Annotated in this window: 13 protein-coding genes; 8 read left to right on the forward strand and 5 right to left on the reverse strand. The window is 74.8% G+C overall.

The window, feature by feature from the left end; genetic code table 11:
• Positions 1 to 183 precede the first annotated feature (183 nt).
• From ACF09K_RS14300 to ACF09K_RS14310, 3 genes are all read left to right on the forward strand, one after another.
• Positions 184 to 1,836, forward strand: a complete 1,653-nt coding sequence (locus tag ACF09K_RS14300) for a substrate-binding domain-containing protein (RefSeq protein WP_392243434.1) — start codon at positions 184 to 186, stop codon at positions 1,834 to 1,836.
• Positions 1,837 to 1,911: 75 nt separating this feature from the next.
• A complete protein-coding gene (locus ACF09K_RS14305) occupies positions 1,912 to 2,904 on the forward strand; it encodes a hypothetical protein (RefSeq protein WP_392243435.1) in 993 nt (330 codons plus the stop codon).
• Positions 2,905 to 3,228: 324 nt separating this feature from the next.
• Positions 3,229 to 3,867 carry an HAD family hydrolase gene (locus ACF09K_RS14310; protein ID WP_392243436.1) on the forward strand — a complete coding sequence of 213 codons (639 nt, stop codon included), beginning with the start codon at positions 3,229 to 3,231 and terminating at the stop codon, positions 3,865 to 3,867.
• An 84-nt stretch (positions 3,868 to 3,951) separates the two neighbouring features.
• On the opposite strand, the gene ACF09K_RS14315 is transcribed toward ACF09K_RS14310, so the two are convergent.
• Entirely contained in the window at positions 3,952 to 4,200 is a 249-nt protein-coding gene (locus ACF09K_RS14315) for a hypothetical protein (RefSeq protein ID WP_392243438.1), read from the reverse strand.
• Positions 4,201 to 4,365: 165 nt separating this feature from the next.
• Here ACF09K_RS14315 and ACF09K_RS14320 point away from each other — a divergent pair, with 165 nt between their 5' ends.
• Positions 4,366 to 4,749, forward strand: a complete 384-nt coding sequence (locus tag ACF09K_RS14320; RefSeq protein ID WP_392243440.1) for a cold-shock protein — start codon at positions 4,366 to 4,368, stop codon at positions 4,747 to 4,749.
• Between the two features lie 53 nt (positions 4,750 to 4,802).
• Here ACF09K_RS14320 and ACF09K_RS14325 read toward each other — a convergent pair whose 3' ends face one another.
• From ACF09K_RS14325 to ACF09K_RS14340, 4 genes are all read right to left on the reverse strand, one after another.
• The gene (locus tag ACF09K_RS14325; RefSeq protein ID WP_392243441.1) at positions 4,803 to 5,678 is read right to left on the reverse strand and encodes a 1,4-dihydroxy-6-naphthoate synthase; all 876 of its coding nucleotides are present in this window, start codon (positions 5,676 to 5,678) and stop codon (positions 4,803 to 4,805) included.
• Complete coding sequence (locus ACF09K_RS14330; protein WP_392243442.1) at positions 5,668 to 6,438, reverse strand: futalosine hydrolase; 771 nt, start codon at positions 6,436 to 6,438, stop codon at positions 5,668 to 5,670. The genes ACF09K_RS14325 and ACF09K_RS14330 overlap by 11 nt, the downstream gene beginning before the upstream one ends.
• The gene (locus ACF09K_RS14335; protein WP_392243929.1) at positions 6,408 to 6,887 is read right to left on the reverse strand and encodes a DUF2771 domain-containing protein; all 480 of its coding nucleotides are present in this window, start codon (positions 6,885 to 6,887) and stop codon (positions 6,408 to 6,410) included. The genes ACF09K_RS14330 and ACF09K_RS14335 overlap by 31 nt, the downstream gene beginning before the upstream one ends.
• Positions 6,888 to 7,243: 356 nt before the next feature.
• Positions 7,244 to 8,677: an MFS transporter gene (locus tag ACF09K_RS14340; protein WP_392243444.1), complete on the reverse strand. Its 1,434-nt coding sequence runs from the start codon at positions 8,675 to 8,677 to the stop codon at positions 7,244 to 7,246.
• A 502-nt stretch (positions 8,678 to 9,179) separates the two neighbouring features.
• On the opposite strand from ACF09K_RS14340, the gene ACF09K_RS14345 reads away from it, so the two are divergent.
• The 4 genes from ACF09K_RS14345 to ACF09K_RS14360 all read left to right on the forward strand — a co-directional run bounded on the left by ACF09K_RS14345 (position 9,180) and on the right by ACF09K_RS14360 (position 15,794).
• Complete coding sequence (locus ACF09K_RS14345; protein ID WP_392243446.1) at positions 9,180 to 10,106, forward strand: DUF3027 domain-containing protein; 927 nt, start codon at positions 9,180 to 9,182, stop codon at positions 10,104 to 10,106.
• Between the two features lie 500 nt (positions 10,107 to 10,606).
• Positions 10,607 to 13,762, forward strand: coding sequence for a sacsin N-terminal ATP-binding-like domain-containing protein (locus ACF09K_RS14350; RefSeq protein ID WP_392243448.1), 3,156 nt, complete (start codon positions 10,607 to 10,609; stop codon positions 13,760 to 13,762).
• A gap of 255 nt (positions 13,763 to 14,017) precedes the next feature.
• Positions 14,018 to 14,887 (forward strand): hypothetical protein, encoded by an 870-nt coding sequence (locus tag ACF09K_RS14355; RefSeq protein WP_392243449.1) that lies wholly within the window; start codon positions 14,018 to 14,020, stop codon positions 14,885 to 14,887.
• Between the two features lie 97 nt (positions 14,888 to 14,984).
• The gene (locus ACF09K_RS14360) at positions 14,985 to 15,794 is read left to right on the forward strand and encodes a hypothetical protein (protein ID WP_392243451.1); all 810 of its coding nucleotides are present in this window, start codon (positions 14,985 to 14,987) and stop codon (positions 15,792 to 15,794) included.
• Positions 15,795 to 15,981 lie beyond the last annotated feature (187 nt).

The following is a 15,981-nucleotide window of genomic DNA, read 5'->3' on the forward strand; positions in this document are numbered from 1 at the left end:
GGCGCCGCCGGGGCCGGCGACCCGTGTGCCGGGTGCACGGAGGATGAAGGGAACGTTCCCCCGGTGACCTCCGGATGAACTTCCCGCGGCGGAACGCCATGGCCCTGGCGGCACTTCGCCCGCACTCGTCACCCTGGGCTCCCTGTCGGCCACCGTGGCGCGCAGGGGGATTGGGGGATCCTGGTGGACCTGGATTTCAACGAGTGGGTCGCCGTCCTGAGCATCGCGATCCCCTCCCTCGGTTTCCTGTGGGAGTTCGCCGTCGTCGGCCGCAAACGGCTCGGCTACCGGGTGCAGATGGACACGCTCGCCGAGCACGCGACCCAGTCCCCGTACGCCGGTGTGCTGCGGGACATGCAGCTGAACGGACACCGGCTCAAGGACCCCTCCTTCGTGCTCCTGCGCATCGAGAACGCCGGTTCGGCCCTGATCGACGACGTCGACTACCTGACGCCCAGCGACGATCCGTGCGGCATCCGGGTCACCTTCCGGCGCCGCCACGTCGCGGGTCTCGTCGTCACCGAGCTGAGCCAGGACGACCTGCGCGAGTCCTTCGTCCGCGAACGCCAGGACGCGCCCGGCTTCGTGGCCGTACCCGGCTTCGGCTTCGACAACGACGCCGACGCGCTCACCGGCGTCATCCGGCTGCCGAAGGTCAAACTGCCCCTGCGCGCCGAGTACAAGGTGCTGGTGGTGCTCGAACGCTGGAGCGAGGACCACAGCGGCGACCCCTTCCCCAAGCCCCTCTTCCGCGGCGCCGTCGGCGGGCACCGCCGCTGGTTCGACCCGCTGGCCCGGTTCGTCAGGCTCTCGGTGGCCAGGACGGAGAGCCACGTGTTCGCCTCCCGGCCGGCCTGGATAGGCATCGGCCTGCTGGCGGCGGCGGTCGTCGCCCAGGGCGCCATCACGCTGTTCCTGCCCGGGGACCGCGCGCCGCTGGACTGCGTCGGCGGCACCCTCCACGTGAACGGCTCGACCGCCTTCGCGCCGGCCGTCCGCGAGGCCGCCGCGCGGTACGAGGAGGCCTGCGCGGGCAAGGACGTCAGCATCCCCGTCGGGGAGGGCACCTTCGACGGCAGCGGCGCCGGGCTCGCCGCCCTGGAGAAGGCCGGCCGGGCCGCCGGCATCGAGGTCGGCGAGGGCCTCGGCGACCACATCACCTTCACCGACGGCATCGCCCCCGGCAAGCACCCCCGCGCGCTGTACCGGACCGTCGCGTACTCGGTGTTCACCCTCGTCGTCAACCGGGAGGCGGGCGTCGAGAACCTCACCGTCGGCCAGATCCGCGACCTCTACGCCGGCGGCATCACCAACTGGTCGCAGCTGGGCGGCGACGACGTGCCCGTCCACCTCGTCAACCGGCACGTCGGCTCGGGCACCCGCAGTGCCCTCGTCCAGCGCGTCCTGTCGCCGGGGGAGGGCGACGACCGGCAGCCGCCGCAGGCCACCGTGGACGACTGCACGGCCCTCGACGACGACGCCTACGGCGTCTGCGAGGTCGACGGCACGGAGAGCATGCTGGAGACCGTGTCCGGCACCGACGGCGGCTTCGGCTACAGCGAGGCGGCCGCCGCCGAGAAGCGGGCCGAGGACGACGAGAACCTCGTCCGGATCACCATCGCCGGCCAGCGGGCCTCCCTCGACGGCGTCGAGAACGGCGACTACCCCTACTGGCAGACCGAACTGGCCTACACCTACGGGGAACCCCCCGCCGGCTCCCTCGCCGCCGCCTTCCTGACCTATCTCACCGAGCAGGGCGGCAGGGACGTCCTGCGCGAGTACGGCAACCGACTCTGCTCGGAGGTGGAGAACCCCCGCGTGTGCGAGCCGTCGTGAACGGCGGGGCGGCGGCCACGCTGCGCTAACGTCGTAGCGCGGGGTATCCAAGGCACCGGCCCCGGAGGGGACTTCGTGGGTATCGAAAGCGATCAGGTCGTCTACGAGTATCTGAGCCGCGTCGGCGACGTGGCGCAGCAGCGGCAGCTGTCGTCCGCCACGCGCATGCGGCTCGTGTCGGAGCTGCGCGACGAGATCGACCGGCGCCGCGCCAGGGCGCCCGTCGACAGCCCGGCCGCGGTCCGCCGCATCCTCGACCGGCTCGGCAGCCCCGACGAGGTCGTCTCGGCGGCCGGCGGTGTCCCCGGCGACGCCGCCCCGCAGGCCCCACCCGCCGCGGTGCCCGTCCAGCGGCAGCAGGAACCGCCGGACACCGCCGGACGCCGGCCCCGGGGCCTGCGGCGTGTCGTGCCCCGCCCCCGGCCGCGCCCCGACGCGCCCGCCGCCGCCCCGGACGTCCCGTCGCCGCCGCACCGCGCGGGCGCGCACGAGCTGGGCGGGGGCGGGGAGACGCCGGACTGGTGGCGCCGGGAGGCGACCCCGTTCGGGGTGGGGGAGGAGGTGCCGGGGTTCGTCGGCGGGGTGGAGATCGCGGACATGCTGAGGCCGCCGCCCTCCTCGCCGCCGTCCCCGTCGGCGAAGGAGAAGGCACCCCCGGCGACGCCGGTACCGGAGCCCGGCCCGGAGGAGCCCGCCGCCCGTCGCCGCTTCCTTCCGCCGCTGCCCGGCGGCCGCCTGTCCAACCCGCTGCTGCTCCTGGCCGCCGCCTGCCTGGTGGCGGGCACGGTGACCGGGCAACGGCTCGCGCTGCCCGTCGGCTGGGCCATCGCCTACGTCTCCCGCCGGCTGTCCGACCGCGAGACCAAGACGGCGGTCATGGTCCTTCCCGGCCTCTCCGCCACCGCGGGCGTCGTCTGGCTCTGGGGCCGCACGGCCGGCCGCTGGGGCGACCCGATCCCCGAGGGCCACATGAACGAGGCCCTGGCGCAGACCTGGCCGTGGGTCCTGAACGGCGCGGCCCTGGCCTCGGCCCTGTTCCTGGTGTGGCGGTCCCAGCGGACCAGGTAGCGGACCGCGCGCCGAGGACGTCCCGGCCCCGGTGCCACCGGTCCGGCCCGCCCGCCCGGCACCGCGGGTGCGCCTGCCCGCCCCGCCCCTCCGACAGGGCCTGCCCCACGCCCCGAACGGCAGGCACCCCGCGGCCCGGATGACCCGGCGTCCGCCCGTCGCCGGTGTCCTCCCGGGGCGGGGGGTCGCCCCCGGGCGGCGGCCGGCGGGCGGCCACGGCCCGTGCGGGGCGCGTGTCCGTGGCCGGGCGGGCGGGGCCGTGCCGGCGTGGCCCGCGGGACCCGTGACCCCGTGGCCTCACGGGGGGCTCGGCAGAATGGGGGCATGATCTCCGCGCGCTCCGCCGCTCCCGTCGTCGGGTTCGATCTCGACATGACCCTCATCGACTCCCGGCCGGGCATCCGCGCCGCCTACCGGGAGCTGACCGCCCGCACCGGGACGTACATCGACGCGGACCTGGTGGTGACGAGGCTGGGACCGCCGCTGGAGGACGAGCTGGCGCAGTGGTTCCCGGCGGAGCGGGTCGCGGCGATGGCCGGTCTGTACCGGGAGATCTATCCGGAGTACGCCGTCACCCGCACGTCCGCGATGCCCGGCGCCCGGGAGGCGGTCGAGGCGGTGCGGGCGGCGGGCGGCCGGGCGATCGTGGTCACCGCGAAGTGGGAGCCGAACGCCGAGCTCCACCTGACGCACCTGGGCATCGAGGCGGACGCCGTCGTCGGCGGCCTGTGGGCGGAGCGGAAGGCGGTGGCGCTGCGCGAGCACGGCGCGGGCGTCTACGTGGGCGACCACGTCGGGGACGTCCGCGGCGCCCGCAGCGCCGGCGCGCTGTCGGTGGCCGTCCCTACGGGCCCGTGCGGCGCGGACGACCTGCGCGAGGCCGGCGCCGACGTGGTCCTCGCGGACCTGACGCACTTCCCGGCCTGGCTCACCGGACACCTGGCCGCCACCGGAGCGGCCTGACCGGCTGCGGCGCCGCCCGCTGAGGCGCCCATCGCCCCGCCCATCGCCCCGCCCATCGCCCCGCCCGCCGCACCGCCCCGCCGGCTACCGCGCCCCGCGCGCCTGCCGGCGCCCGGCCGCGACGGATCGCAGCACCCCCGCGCCCGCGATCAGGAATCCGACGCCCATGAGCATGCTCAGCACGAACATGTAGGTCGGAAACGGCGTCGTGCCGAGGAACAGCGGGGCCACGGTGACCAGTGTGGCCACGGCGCCGACGAAGAACACGATGGCACCGGCACGGATCAGTCGGTCACCGGGAGCGGCGGAATTCGTTTGGGTTTTGTCACGCACCCGACCAGGGTAGTTCCCAGCGCGAAGGAACAATCCGGAGACGCCTTGTCAGCGGGGCGAAGACCATTAGCCTTGGTGGCGGCGGGTCGAGGTCGACCCGCCGCGGTGCTGTCAAGGGCCGTTTCCCCTGCAATTTTCCCGACGAGTACGAGGACGAGGACAGACGTGCCCACCGGCAAAGTCAAGTGGTTCAACAGTGAGAAGGGCTTCGGCTTTCTCTCCCGCGACGACGGCGGTGACGTCTTCGTCCATTCCTCGGTCCTCCCCGCCGGAGTCGAGACGCTCAAGCCGGGCCAGCGCGTGGAGTTCGGCGTCGTGGCCGGACAGCGCGGTGACCAGGCGCTCTCGGTCGTGATCCTCGATCCGACGCCCTCGGTCGCGGCGGCCCAGCGCAAGAAGCCGGACGAACTCGCCTCCATCGTCCAGGATTTGACGACCCTCCTCGAGAACATCACGCCGATGCTGGAGAAGGGCCGTTACCCCGAGAAGAACTCCGGCAAGCAGATCGCGGGTCTGCTGCGCGCCGTCGCCGACCAGTTGGACGTGTGACCGGAAGCCGTCGACCCGTTCACGGGTTCCACGGGTTCACGGGTTCCACGGGTTCACGGGAAATCGAGTGACCGCGGGCCGAGGGGCGGGACCAGCCCCTCGGCCGCCGCGCGCGTGAGGAGTCCGCGCACGGCCGCGTAACCGTCCTCGCCGAGATCGGCCGTGAACTCGTTGACGTACAGCCCGATGTGCTGGTCGGCGACGCCCGGGTCCATTTCCTGGGCGTGTTCCATGACGTACGGGCGCGACGCCTCGGGATCGTCCCAGGCGGCGCGCACCGAGGCGCGGACGGAGTCGGCGAGGCCGGTCAGGACCGCCGCGCCGAGCGACCGCTTCGCGATGATGGCGCCGAGCGGGATCGGCAGGCCGGTGGTGGACTCCCAGTGCTCGCCCATGTCCGCAAGCTTGTGCAGTCCGTAGTTCCGGTAGGTGAACCTGGCCTCGTGGATGACCAGGCCCGCGTCGACCTTCCCGTCCCGCACGGCCGGCATGATCTCGTGGAAGGGCATGACGACGATCTCGCCGACCCCGCCGGGCACCATGTCGGCCGCCCACAGCCGGAACAGCAGGTAGGCCGTCGACCGCTCGCTCGGTACGGCCACGGTCCGGCCGGCCAGTCCCGCGCCGTCGACGGGCGCGGCGTCCCGGGGCCCGGCCTCCCGGGTCAGCACCAGCGGCCCGCACCCCCGTCCCAGCGCGCCCCCGCAGGGCAGCAGCGCGTAGTCGTCGAGGACGTACGGCAGCACGGCGTACGACACCTTGAGCACGTCGTGCTCGCCGCGCTCGGCCATGCCGTTGGTGATGTCGATGTCCGCGAACGTCACGTCCAGCGCGGGCGCGCCCGGGACGCGGCCGTGGGCCAGGGCGTCGAAGACGAAGGTGTCGTTCGGGCAGGGGGAGTACGCGATCTGCAAGGGGTCACCGGTCATGTCGGTTCCAACTCTCCAGGACGGGTGCGAGCTTCCCGAAGGCCGCCGTCAGGGCGGCCAGCGCCTCGCCGATCCGCCAGGCGGCGCGGTCGCGCGGGCCCACCGGGTTGGAGACCGCGCGGATCTCCAGCACGGGCACGCCGTGCGCGACGGCGGCCTCGGCGACGCCGAAGCCCTCCATGGCCTCGGCGAGGGCCCGCGGGTGGCGGGCGCGCAGGCCGTCGGCCCGGGCGGCGGTGCCGGTGACCGTGGAGACGGTCAGGACCGTGCCGGTGCGCGCCCCGGTGGCGGTCGCGGCCTGCCGCACGAGGGCGGCGGGCGGGCGGTGGGTGACGGTGCCGAAGCCCAGCTCGGTCACCGGCAGGAAGCCCTCGGCGGTCTCCGCGCCCAGGTCGGCGGCGGTGATCTCGTCGGCGACGACCAGGGAGCCGAGCGGCGCGCCGGGGGCGAAGCCGCCGGCGATCCCGGCGGACACCACGAGGCCGTACGGCGTGCCCGAGAGGGCGGCCGCGGTGAGGGCGGTGGCGGTGGAGGCGGCGGCGAGGGCGGGGCCCACCCCGGCCGCGAGGAGGTCGTACGCGGTGCCGGTGCCGGTGTCGGCACCGGTGCGGTGCAGGGCCGGGGCGCCGGGCAGGCGGACCTCCCGGGCGGGTTCCGGGAAGGCCCGTGCCACCGCGTCCCGTTCGGCGGGGACCGCGGTGGCCACGAGGACGCGGGCGGAGGACGTGGTCAGTCGTCCTTCTTCAGCTTGAACGACCACAGGCCGGTGACCGCCTGGCCGTTCTTCTTGCCGTCGCCCGCCTTGATGGAGACCAGGGTCGAGTCGCCCTGGGCGCCGTACTGGGCGTTGAAGAAGACGCTGCCCGGGATGGTGCGGTAGGTCTTGGTGCTGTCCTCGGTGAGCGGCTGGCCGTTCATCAGGATCGTCCAGCGCTGGTCGGCGATCTCCGGGTCGACGCCGAAGCGGACGGTCTCGTCCGGGTCGACGGTGATGGACTTGATGTCCTTGTCGGCCAGGCACTTCGTCAGCTCCGGGGTCTTGAGGACGCCGTCCTCACCACCGCAGGTGGCTTCCGAGCTGACCGAGGAGGAGCCGACGGTGATCGTCGACAGCGGGGTCGGCTTGTCACACGCCGACAGGACGAGCAGTCCGGCGGAAACGGCGCCGGCGGCGGCGACGGCGCGGCGGCGTCGCACAACGGATCGCATCGAGGTCATGGGGCGAAGGCTATCTGGCACGTCCGGCGCTCCTCCTACGTGGGGTGCGGCGCGGCCGCGGGTTACGCCACGCGGGCTCGGGCCCGCCCGCCCCGGCCGGCCGGCTTTCCGGCCGGGGCGGACACCGTGCCGGCGGCCGGGGCGCGGTGGTGGGGTGGGCGGGGACGCCGTGCGGGCCGGGTGGGACGCCGTGCCGACCGGACCGGGGGGTGGTGCCGGGCGTGGACGGGACGGGCGGCTTCCGGTCGGGGCGGGGCGTCGCGTCGGCGAGGGCGGGGCGTCGTACCGGGCGGGCAGGGCGCGGGCGGGATGGCCAGGCGGTGGTGACGGGCGTGGTCGGGGCGGGGTCAGGTGACCTTCGCCCGGGGCGGTCCCTTGTGCCGGGCCGAGCCGATCAGGCCCCGTGCGGTGGTCGCCCAGCCGGTGGCGATGACCAGGGCGGCCACGGAGAGCCCCAGGGTGCCGCTCAGCGGCATCACGATGCCGACCGCGCCCCCGAACACCCACGACACCTGCAACAGCGTCTCCGAGCGGGCGAACGCCGAGGTGCGCACCAGTTCGGGCACGTCCCGCTGGATCAGCGCGTCCAGGGACAGCTTGGACAGCGCCTGCGAGAAGCCGGCGACGGCCGTCAGACAGGCCACCAGGAACGCCCCGAAGAAGACCGCCGCCGTGATCGCCGTGCCCAGCACGACCGCGACCACGGTCACGATGATCAGTTCCGGGGCGCGGGAGCGCAGGGCCGCCCCCACGGAGGTGCCCAGCGCGTTGCCGACACCCGCCGCGACGGCCACGATGCCCAGCGACATCGCCGCGCCCTGGCCGGTCAGCGGGTGCTCGCGCAGCAGGAACGCCAGGAAGAACGTCAGGAACCCGGACAGCCAGCGCAGGGACGCGTTGGCGCCCAGGGCGTGGGTGACCGCGCTGCCGACCGTCCGCAGCCCGGGGCGCTTGACCGGGTGGAGGTGCGGACCGTGCAGATGCTCCTCGTCGGCCGCGAGCAGCGCCCGGTCCTCGCCCTTGGCCGAGTCCACCTTCGGGGGCAGCGAGAAGGACAGGAACGTGCCCACGACGAAGATCACGAAGGCGCCGTAGAGCGGATAGCGCGGGCCGAGGAGCTGGAGGCCCCCGCCCACGGGCGCGGCCACACCGGTGGCCAGGAGGCCGCCCAGGGTGACCCGGGAGTTGGCCTTGACCAGCGAGAAGCGCGGTGGCAGCAGGCGCGGCACGACGGCGCTCCTGACCACGCCGTACGCCTTCGACGCCACCAGCACGCCGAGGGCCGCCGGATACAGCTCCAGGCTGCCGCTGACGACGGCGCCGGACAGCACCAGGGCCAGGAGCGCCCGCGCGGCCATCGCGCCCGCCATCGCCGCGCGGCGGCCGTGCGGCAGCCGGTCGAGGAGGGGGCCGATCACCGGGGCGAGGAGCGTGAACGGGGCCATCGTGATGGCCAGGTAGAGCGCCACCCGGCCGCGGGCCTCGTCGGTGGGGACCGAGAAGAACACGGTCGAGGCGAGCGCGATGGTGATCATCACGTCGCCGGCGCCGTTCACGGCGTGCAGTTCGATCAGTTTGCCGAGCCCGGACTCGCCCGCGCCGTGCGCGTGCGTGGCCTTGCGGATGCCACGGGCGGTTCCGGTGAACGGCAGGTGCAGGGCACGGCCGATCGCGCGGACGGACCCGTTCACCCGGCCCGAACCGCTCACCCTGCCCCTCCCCTTGTAGCCCTTCGCCCCACCGGTCCCGGTGGCGCCCTGGGGTGTCCTCGCGGCTGCCACTCCGCCATAGTGCCCCGAGAAACCGGGATGTAGCGCGGTCACCGCACGTATGGGCGCGCACTTTCCGCTCGGTGCCCGGTTCCGCGGTCGGTTTCCCGCCCGGTTGCACGGGCGGCTCACGGTCGGTTGCTCGGGCGGCTCACGGCCGGTTCACGGGTGTCTCGCGGTCGGTTCACGGACGGCGCGCGGACGGCGCCCGGAGGGGCCGGGGCCGGTCCGGCGCCGGGGGCCGGGGCGGCGGACCGGGCGGGTCCGGCCGGGGACGAGTGCGGGGAAACCGCGGGGAAACTCGGCGCGGAGTGCCGTAGAAGCACCGTCGGTGTGGGATGAGCGGCCGCGAACAGGTAGCGTGCGTATCTCAGCCATCCCCCACAATGGATGGCACAGGTGCGCCCGAGCGCGATCGGACGCTGACGTCGACGCGGCCCACTGGTCCGCTCCGTCCGCTCCGCCGCCGGTGGCAACCGCACCCGAGTGACGGCGTAGGAGAGAAGCGATACCTGTGAGCGCAGCGACCACGCGAAGCCGCACCCCCGACCGCCTGTGCGCCGAGGCCGTCGACCTCGCCCGCGCGGCGGCAGAGGAGGCCGCCGCGCCCGGCGTGGTCGGGGAGCACGTAGGAGTCCTCGCCGAGGGTGACCGGGTGGTGACGCACTTCTTCGAGTGCAGGGAACTCGGTTACCGGGGCTGGCGCTGGGCGGCGACCGTCGCGCGGGCCTCGCGGGCGAAGATCGTGACGCTGGACGAGGTGGTGCTGCTGCCCGGTCCGGACGCGGTGCTGGCCCCCGAGTGGGTCCCGTGGAGCGAACGCCTCCGCCCCGGCGACATGGGCCCCGGCGACCTCCTCCCCACGGACGCGGACGACCTGCGTCTGGAACCGGGCTACACCGGCGAGGACGCCCCGCTGCCCGGCTCGCCCGTCTCGGAGGAGATGGCGGAGCTGGCGGAGGCCGAGGACGCCGAGGTGACGGCGGCGCCGCCCGCGCGGCTGCCGGCCGTCCCGTCCCGCGGGTCCATCCCCGCGGTGGCGGAGGAGCTGGGGATGCGCCGGGCGCGCGTGCTGTCGCGCTACGGCCTGCACACCGCCGCCGACCGCTGGGAGGAGGCGTTCGGGGCGAAGACCCCGATGGCGCAGGCGGCGCCGGCGGCCTGCGTCAGCTGCGGCTTCCTCACGCCGATCGGCGGCTCCCTCGGCCAGGCCTTCGGGGTCTGCGCCAACGAGTTCTCCCCGGCCGACGGGCGCGTGGTGTCGCTGGCGTACGGCTGCGGCGGGCACTCGGAGGCGGCGGTCATGCCGAAGCCGCCCCGGCCGCCCCTGCCGGTGATCGACGAGAACCGGGTGGACCCCTTCCCCCTGCGGCCGGCCCCCGACTCCGGCTCGGTACCGGCGGTGACGGACGAGGAATCGGCGGAACTGGGCCACTCCTAGGCTCGGCTCGGTCCGGCTCTGCCCGGCCCGGCTCTGCCCTGCCCGGTCCTGCTCTGCCCGGCCCGGTTTTGCCCGGCCCGGCCCGGCTCGGTTCTGCCCGACCCGACCCGACTCGGCCCGGCCCGGCTCTGCCCAGCTCACTTCGGCTCGGTCCCGCCCGGTCCCGCCCGACCCGACTCGGCTCAGCCTGGTCGTGCCCGGCCCCGCCGCCCCTCCCCGTCCTGACCGGGAGCGGGGGCGCGCCGCTCGCTCCCGGGGCCGCCGTCCCCGCCCCCGCTCCCGGTCCGGACGGCCTCGTCCTCGCAGCGCCGGGCGGGCCGGGACACCCGGCCCGTCGCCTGTCGTCCCACCGAGTCGGGTGGTGGGTGGGCACGGGCCCGGGGGGCCGGGGGCGGAGCCCCCGGACGGGACCGCGGGAGGCCGCACCTCACGACGCGAAACCGGCGGAGCCGATCCGCGCGGTACCTTCGAGCTCACGGCGATGAGGAGAGTGAACCGACGTGAGCAAGTTCGTGCGGCCCGCGGCAGAGGGGGCCGACCCGTTCGGAACGGCCCGGCTGCGGCGCGGAGTGCTGGACGCCTGGGCCACGAGTGCCGCCCGTTTCCGGGAGGACGCGAACGCCGAGGAGGATCTGGTCCTCGGCGGGTACCGGGACCGCCTCGTCGTCGAGCTGGCGCAGAACGCCGCCGACGCGGCCGCCCGCGCCGGCGTGCCCGGCCGGCTGCGCCTCACCCTGCGCGAGGGCGTCCTGGTGGCCGCGAACACCGGCGCCCCGCTGGACGCGGCCGGCGTCGAGTCGCTCTCCACCCTGCGCGCGTCCGCGAAACGCGAGACCCACCGGTCCGCGGTCGGCCGCTTCGGCGTCGGCTTCGCCGCCGTTCTCGCCGTCACCGACGAACCCGCCGTGGTCGGCCGGCACGGCGGGATCCGCTGGTCCCTGGCCGAGGCCCGCGTACTGGCCTCCGAGACCGCCCGCCACAGCCCCGGCCTGGGCGACGAGATCCGCCGCCGCGAGGGCCACGTGCCGCTGCTGCGGCTGCCCTTCGCCGCCGAGGGCACCGCCCCCGAGCCGTACGACACGGCCGTCATCCTGCCGCTGCGCGACACCCCCGCCGCCGATCTCGCGGAACGGCTGCTCACCGCCGTCGACGACGCCCTCCTCCTCGCCCTGCCGGGCCTGGAGGAGGTCGTGATCGAGGTCGGGGACGCGGCCCCCCGCATCCTGCGCCGGGACACCGACGGCGCCCTCACCGTCGTGTCGGACACGCGGGAGGGCACGACCCGGTGGCGGATCGCCGCCGCGCACGGGCCCCTCACGCCCGACCTGCTCGTCGGCCGGCCGGTGGAGGAGCGGCTGCGGCCCCACTGGTCGGTGACCTGGGCCGTACCGGTCGACGCCGACGGGTCCCCGGCCCGGCCCCGCACCAGCCCCGTCGTGCACGCGCCCACCCCCAGCGACGAGCCGCTCGGCGTGCCCGCGCTGCTGATCGCCTCCTTCCCCCTCGACACCACCCGGCGGCACGCGGCGCCCGGCCCGCTCACCGACCACCTCGTGCAGCGGGCGGCGGACGCGTACGCCGCACTGCTGGCCGCCTGGCGCCCGGTGACCGCCGGGATCATCGACCTCGTACCGGGCCCGCTGGGCAAGGGCGAACTGGACGGCGCCCTGCGGCAGGCGATCCTGGAGCGGCTGCCGCGCACGGCGTTCCTGCCGCCCGCCGCCGAGCCGGTGGAGGGCGACGACGAGCTGCCCGAGGCGCTGCGGCCCCGGGACGCGGAGGTCGTCGAGGGCGCGGGCGCCGACACCGTACGGGTGCTCGCCGAAGTGCTGCCGACGCTGCTGCCGGCCGGGCTGGAGCGCCGGGTGGAGCTGCGCTCGCTCGGGGTGGCGCGGGTCCCGCTCGCCGACGCGGTCGACCGGCTGGCCGGGCTGGAGAAGGACCCGCAGTGGTGGCACCGGCTCTACGAGAGCCTCGCCGGGGTCGACCCCGACCGCCTCTCCGGGCTGCCGGTGCCCCTCGCCGGGGGCACCCCCCAGGCCTTCGGCTCCGGGGGAGCACGCACCACGATCGGCCCCCGCCAGGTGCTGCTGCCCACCCCGGACGCGGCCCGGCTCGACGCCGACGTCCTCGCCCGCCTGGGCCTCAAGGTGGCCCACCCCGACGCCGCGCATCCGCTGCTGGAGAAGCTGGGGGCGCTGCCCGCGACGCCGCGCGCGATCCTGACCACCCCGCAGGTGCGGGCCGCCGTGGCCGCGTCCCTGGACGACGACCGCGGCGCCTGGGACGACCAGGACACCCCGGACGCCGAGGAACTGGCCGACACCGTCCTCGCGCTGGTGCGCGACGCGGGCCTGGAGCCCGGCGAGGAGCCCTGGCTGGGCGCCCTCGCGCTGCCCGACGAGGAGGGCGAGCTCGCCCCGGCCGGCGAACTCGTCCTGCCCGGCAGCCCGTTCGCGCAGGTCATCCGCGAGGACGAACTCGCCTTCGTCGACCCGGAGCTGGCCGGGAAGTGGGGCGAGCAGCCCCTCGCGGCCTGCGGGGTCCTCGCGGACTTCGCGCTCGTGCGGGCCACGGACGTCGTCCTGGACCCGGACGAACTGGAGCCCCGCGAGGGCGACTTCGCCGAACCCGACGACGCCGGCCTGCTGGACGCCGTGGACGTCTGGTGCGAGGACATCCTCGACCGCTTCCCCGACACGCCCGTCCCGCCGGTCGCCACCGAGCTGGTCGCCGTCCGCGACCTCGACCTCGTCGACGACGACCACTGGCCGCAGGCCCTCGCCCTGCTCGCCCGGCCGCCCCTGCGCGACGCCCTCGTCCAGCCGGTCCGGATCCTGCTCCCGGACGGCACCCACGAGGTCGTACGCCCGTACACCGCCTGGTGGTTGCGCGGCCACCCCGTCCTCGACGGCCGCCGTCCGGCGGGCCTGCTCGCGGCCGGCGGCGACCCCCTCCTGCACGGCCTGTACGACCAGGCCGACGCGACCGGATTCGACGACGAGCAGGTGCTGCGGGCCCTGGGCGTACGGACGTCCGTGGCCGCCCTCCTCGACGAGCCGGGCGGCGCGGCCGAGCTGCTCGACCGCCTCGCGGACCCGGACCGCCCGGTGAGCGCCGCCCAACTCCACGGCCTCTACGGCGCGCTGGCCGAGCTGGACCCGGAACAGGTGACCCTGCCCGACGAGTTGAGGGCGGTCGTCGACGGCCGGGTCGAGGTCGTCGACGCGGCCGACGCGGTCGTCGTCGACTCCCCCGACCTGCTGCCCTTCACGGCGGGCGTCCCGCTGCTGCCCGTACGGCCCGCGCGGGCCGCGGAGCTGGCCGAGCTGTTCCAGGTCCGCCGCCTCAGCGAGTCCGTGACCGGCGAGATCCACTCCGAGGGCGCCGAGCACGACGTCCCGGATCCGGTACGCGTCCTCCTCGGCCCGCGCACCCCCGCGACCTACGTCGAACACGAGGAACTCGTGGTGGACGGCGTGGAGATCGACTGGCGCCTGACCGGTGACGGCGTCCTGCACGCCGCCACCCTGGAGGGCGTCGCCGCGGGCCTCGCCTGGGCGGCCGGCCAGTGGCCCCGCCGCTTCGAGGTGGCCGCCCTGCTCGAAGACCCCTCCAGGACCGGCGAGTTGGCGCGGGACCGCTGGTTCGACTGAGCGACCGCCGCACGGACGGGGTGCCCCGGATCCGCCGGGGCACCCCGCACGGGCGGGCCCGTCCGGGCTTCCGCGCCCGGTGTCCGGGCTTCCGGGTTTCCGTACGAAAATCTCCACCGCTTTCGTACAACCCTTCACATCCGTCGTGCATCTGATCATGTGAGCCAACAGGCTCCGTGATCACCTGGGTCCTGCGCGATGACGATCCGTGAGGAACACCGCCGGCCAGGACCCTCTCTCCTCCCTGGAGAATGCATGCGCATCCGCGCCACCGTGGCCGCCGTCTCCGGCGCCCTGGCCCTGTCCGCCTTCGCCGTGCCGACCGCGCAGGCCGACGACCCCTCGTACCGCGAGAGCGCCGCCGCGGCCTTCGCCGCCGCCCACGGCACTTCCGGGAAGTCCGCGTTCACCACCGCCGTCGACGGTGACCTGAACGTCTCCTTCTCCAACTTCAAGATCGCCGGTGCGCTCAAGGTCGGCACCACCAACCACGTCGCCACCACGGTCACCTACAAGCTGACCCACGGCGCCGAGGTGGACATCCACGCCGAGGACTTCGCCACCGGCCCGTACATCTACAAGGGCGCGTTCGCCGACCCGGACAACATGCTGTTCGGCAACTACGCGGCCACCTGCACCGACACCTCGGCCACCACCGCCACCTGCAAGGGCGACATCGACGTCTACCCGGCCGAGGGGGAGCTGCTGAACTCCGACGCCGGCAGCTGGAAGGGCGGCGCGCTGGCCCTCAACTACACCAGCGGCGACTACGCAGACCAGGGCGCCCTCGGCTCCACGCTGGTCCAGCGCTACTCGAAGCTGACCGTCAACGCCTCCCCGGAGCCCGTCGTCAAGGGCAGGACCATCACGGTCAGCGGCAAGCTGTCCCGCGCGAACTGGGAGGACAACCTGTACCACGGTTACTCCACCCAGCCGGTGAAGCTGCAGTTCCGCAAGAAGGGCAGCAGCACCTACACCACCGTCAAGACCATCAACACCACCACGACGGGCGCCCTGAAGACGACCGTCAAGGCCACCGCGGACGGCTACTTCCGCTACAGCTTCGCCGGCACCTCGACCACCCCGGCCGTCAGCGCCGCGGGCGACTTCGTCGACGTGCGCTGAAGCGACCGACACCACTGAGGGACGGCCCGGCCCCGCACCCGGCGGGGACCGGGCCGTCACCTCGCAGATCCCCTTCCAGATTCTCCGAGGAACCCGCATGCGCGTACGCGCCACCACCACCGTCGCCGCCGTCATCGGCGCCGTCGCCCTGTCCGCCCTCGCCGTGCCGGCCGCGCAGGCCGCGCCGGCCGGTCCGGCGGTCACCTTCTCCAACCTGAAGGTCAACGGCGGCAAGCCCGTCGTCGTCGGCCCCACGGCCCAGGTCACGGTCACCGCGACCTACACCGTGACGAAGCCCGCGAGCCTGAACCCGAACGCCCTCGGGACGGTGCCGGTCCTCTACCGGGGCGCCACGCTCGGCATGACCTCCGACGACCTCATCGGCGGCGACGACGCCGGCACCTGCACGACGGTCTCCTCGACGGTCCTGAAGTGCACGGCCAAGATCCAGTTCCGTCCGAAGGCCACCTCCGGCGAGGACATCGACCTGGTCAACAGCCAGGCGGGCAGCTGGAAGCTGGGCGCCCTCGCGGCCAACGAGAGCGGCGGGCTCACCTGGCGGGGCGACCTCGGCACCGCCAAGCTGCTGCGCGCCTCGAAGCTCACCGCCGACGCCACCCCGGAGCCGGTGAAGAAGGGCAAGACCCTCACCGTCACGGGCAAGCTGTCGCGTGCCAACTGGGACAACAACACCTACGCCGGGTACTCCACCCAGCCGGTGAAGCTGCAGTTCCGCAAGAAGGGCAGCACCACCTACACCACGGTCAAGACCATCAAGTCGAGCACGACGGGCGTCCTGAAGACGACCGTCAAGGCGACCGCGGACGGCTACTTCCGCTACACCTTCGCGGGCACCTCGACCACCCCGGCGGCCACCGCCACGGCCGACTTCGTCGACGTGCGCTGACCCGGCCGACCCATCTGGCCGGCCGACCCGGCCGATCCGTCTGGTCGGCCGACTCGGCCGACCCGATCGATCGGGTCGGCCGGCCGAACGGCAGGGGGCCCGCACTCCGCACCCGGCGGAGTGCGGGCCCCCTGCCGTTCGCGGGAACGCGGCGCGGTGGTCCCGCCGCCGCGGATGCGCCCCCGGG

The sequence above is a fragment of the Streptomyces sp. NPDC014882 genome, assembly GCF_043081325.1.
GTDB lineage: Bacteria > Actinomycetota > Actinomycetes > Streptomycetales > Streptomycetaceae > Streptomyces.

What these genes read in the sequence shown, in the direction of transcription:
- ACF09K_RS14325 (WP_392243441.1), bottom strand. Translation starts at nt 5,678, where the DNA reads ATGACCGGTGACCCCTTGCAGATCGCGTACTCCCCCTGCCCGAACGAC.
- ACF09K_RS14335 (WP_392243929.1), bottom strand. Translation starts at nt 6,887, where the DNA reads ATGCGATCCGTTGTGCGACGCCGCCGCGCCGTCGCCGCCGCCGGCGCC.
- ACF09K_RS14355 (WP_392243449.1), top strand. Translation starts at nt 14,018, where the DNA reads ATGCGCATCCGCGCCACCGTGGCCGCCGTCTCCGGCGCCCTGGCCCTG.
- ACF09K_RS14310 (WP_392243436.1), top strand. Translation starts at nt 3,229, where the DNA reads ATGATCTCCGCGCGCTCCGCCGCTCCCGTCGTCGGGTTCGATCTCGAC.
- ACF09K_RS14360 (WP_392243451.1), top strand. Translation starts at nt 14,985, where the DNA reads ATGCGCGTACGCGCCACCACCACCGTCGCCGCCGTCATCGGCGCCGTC.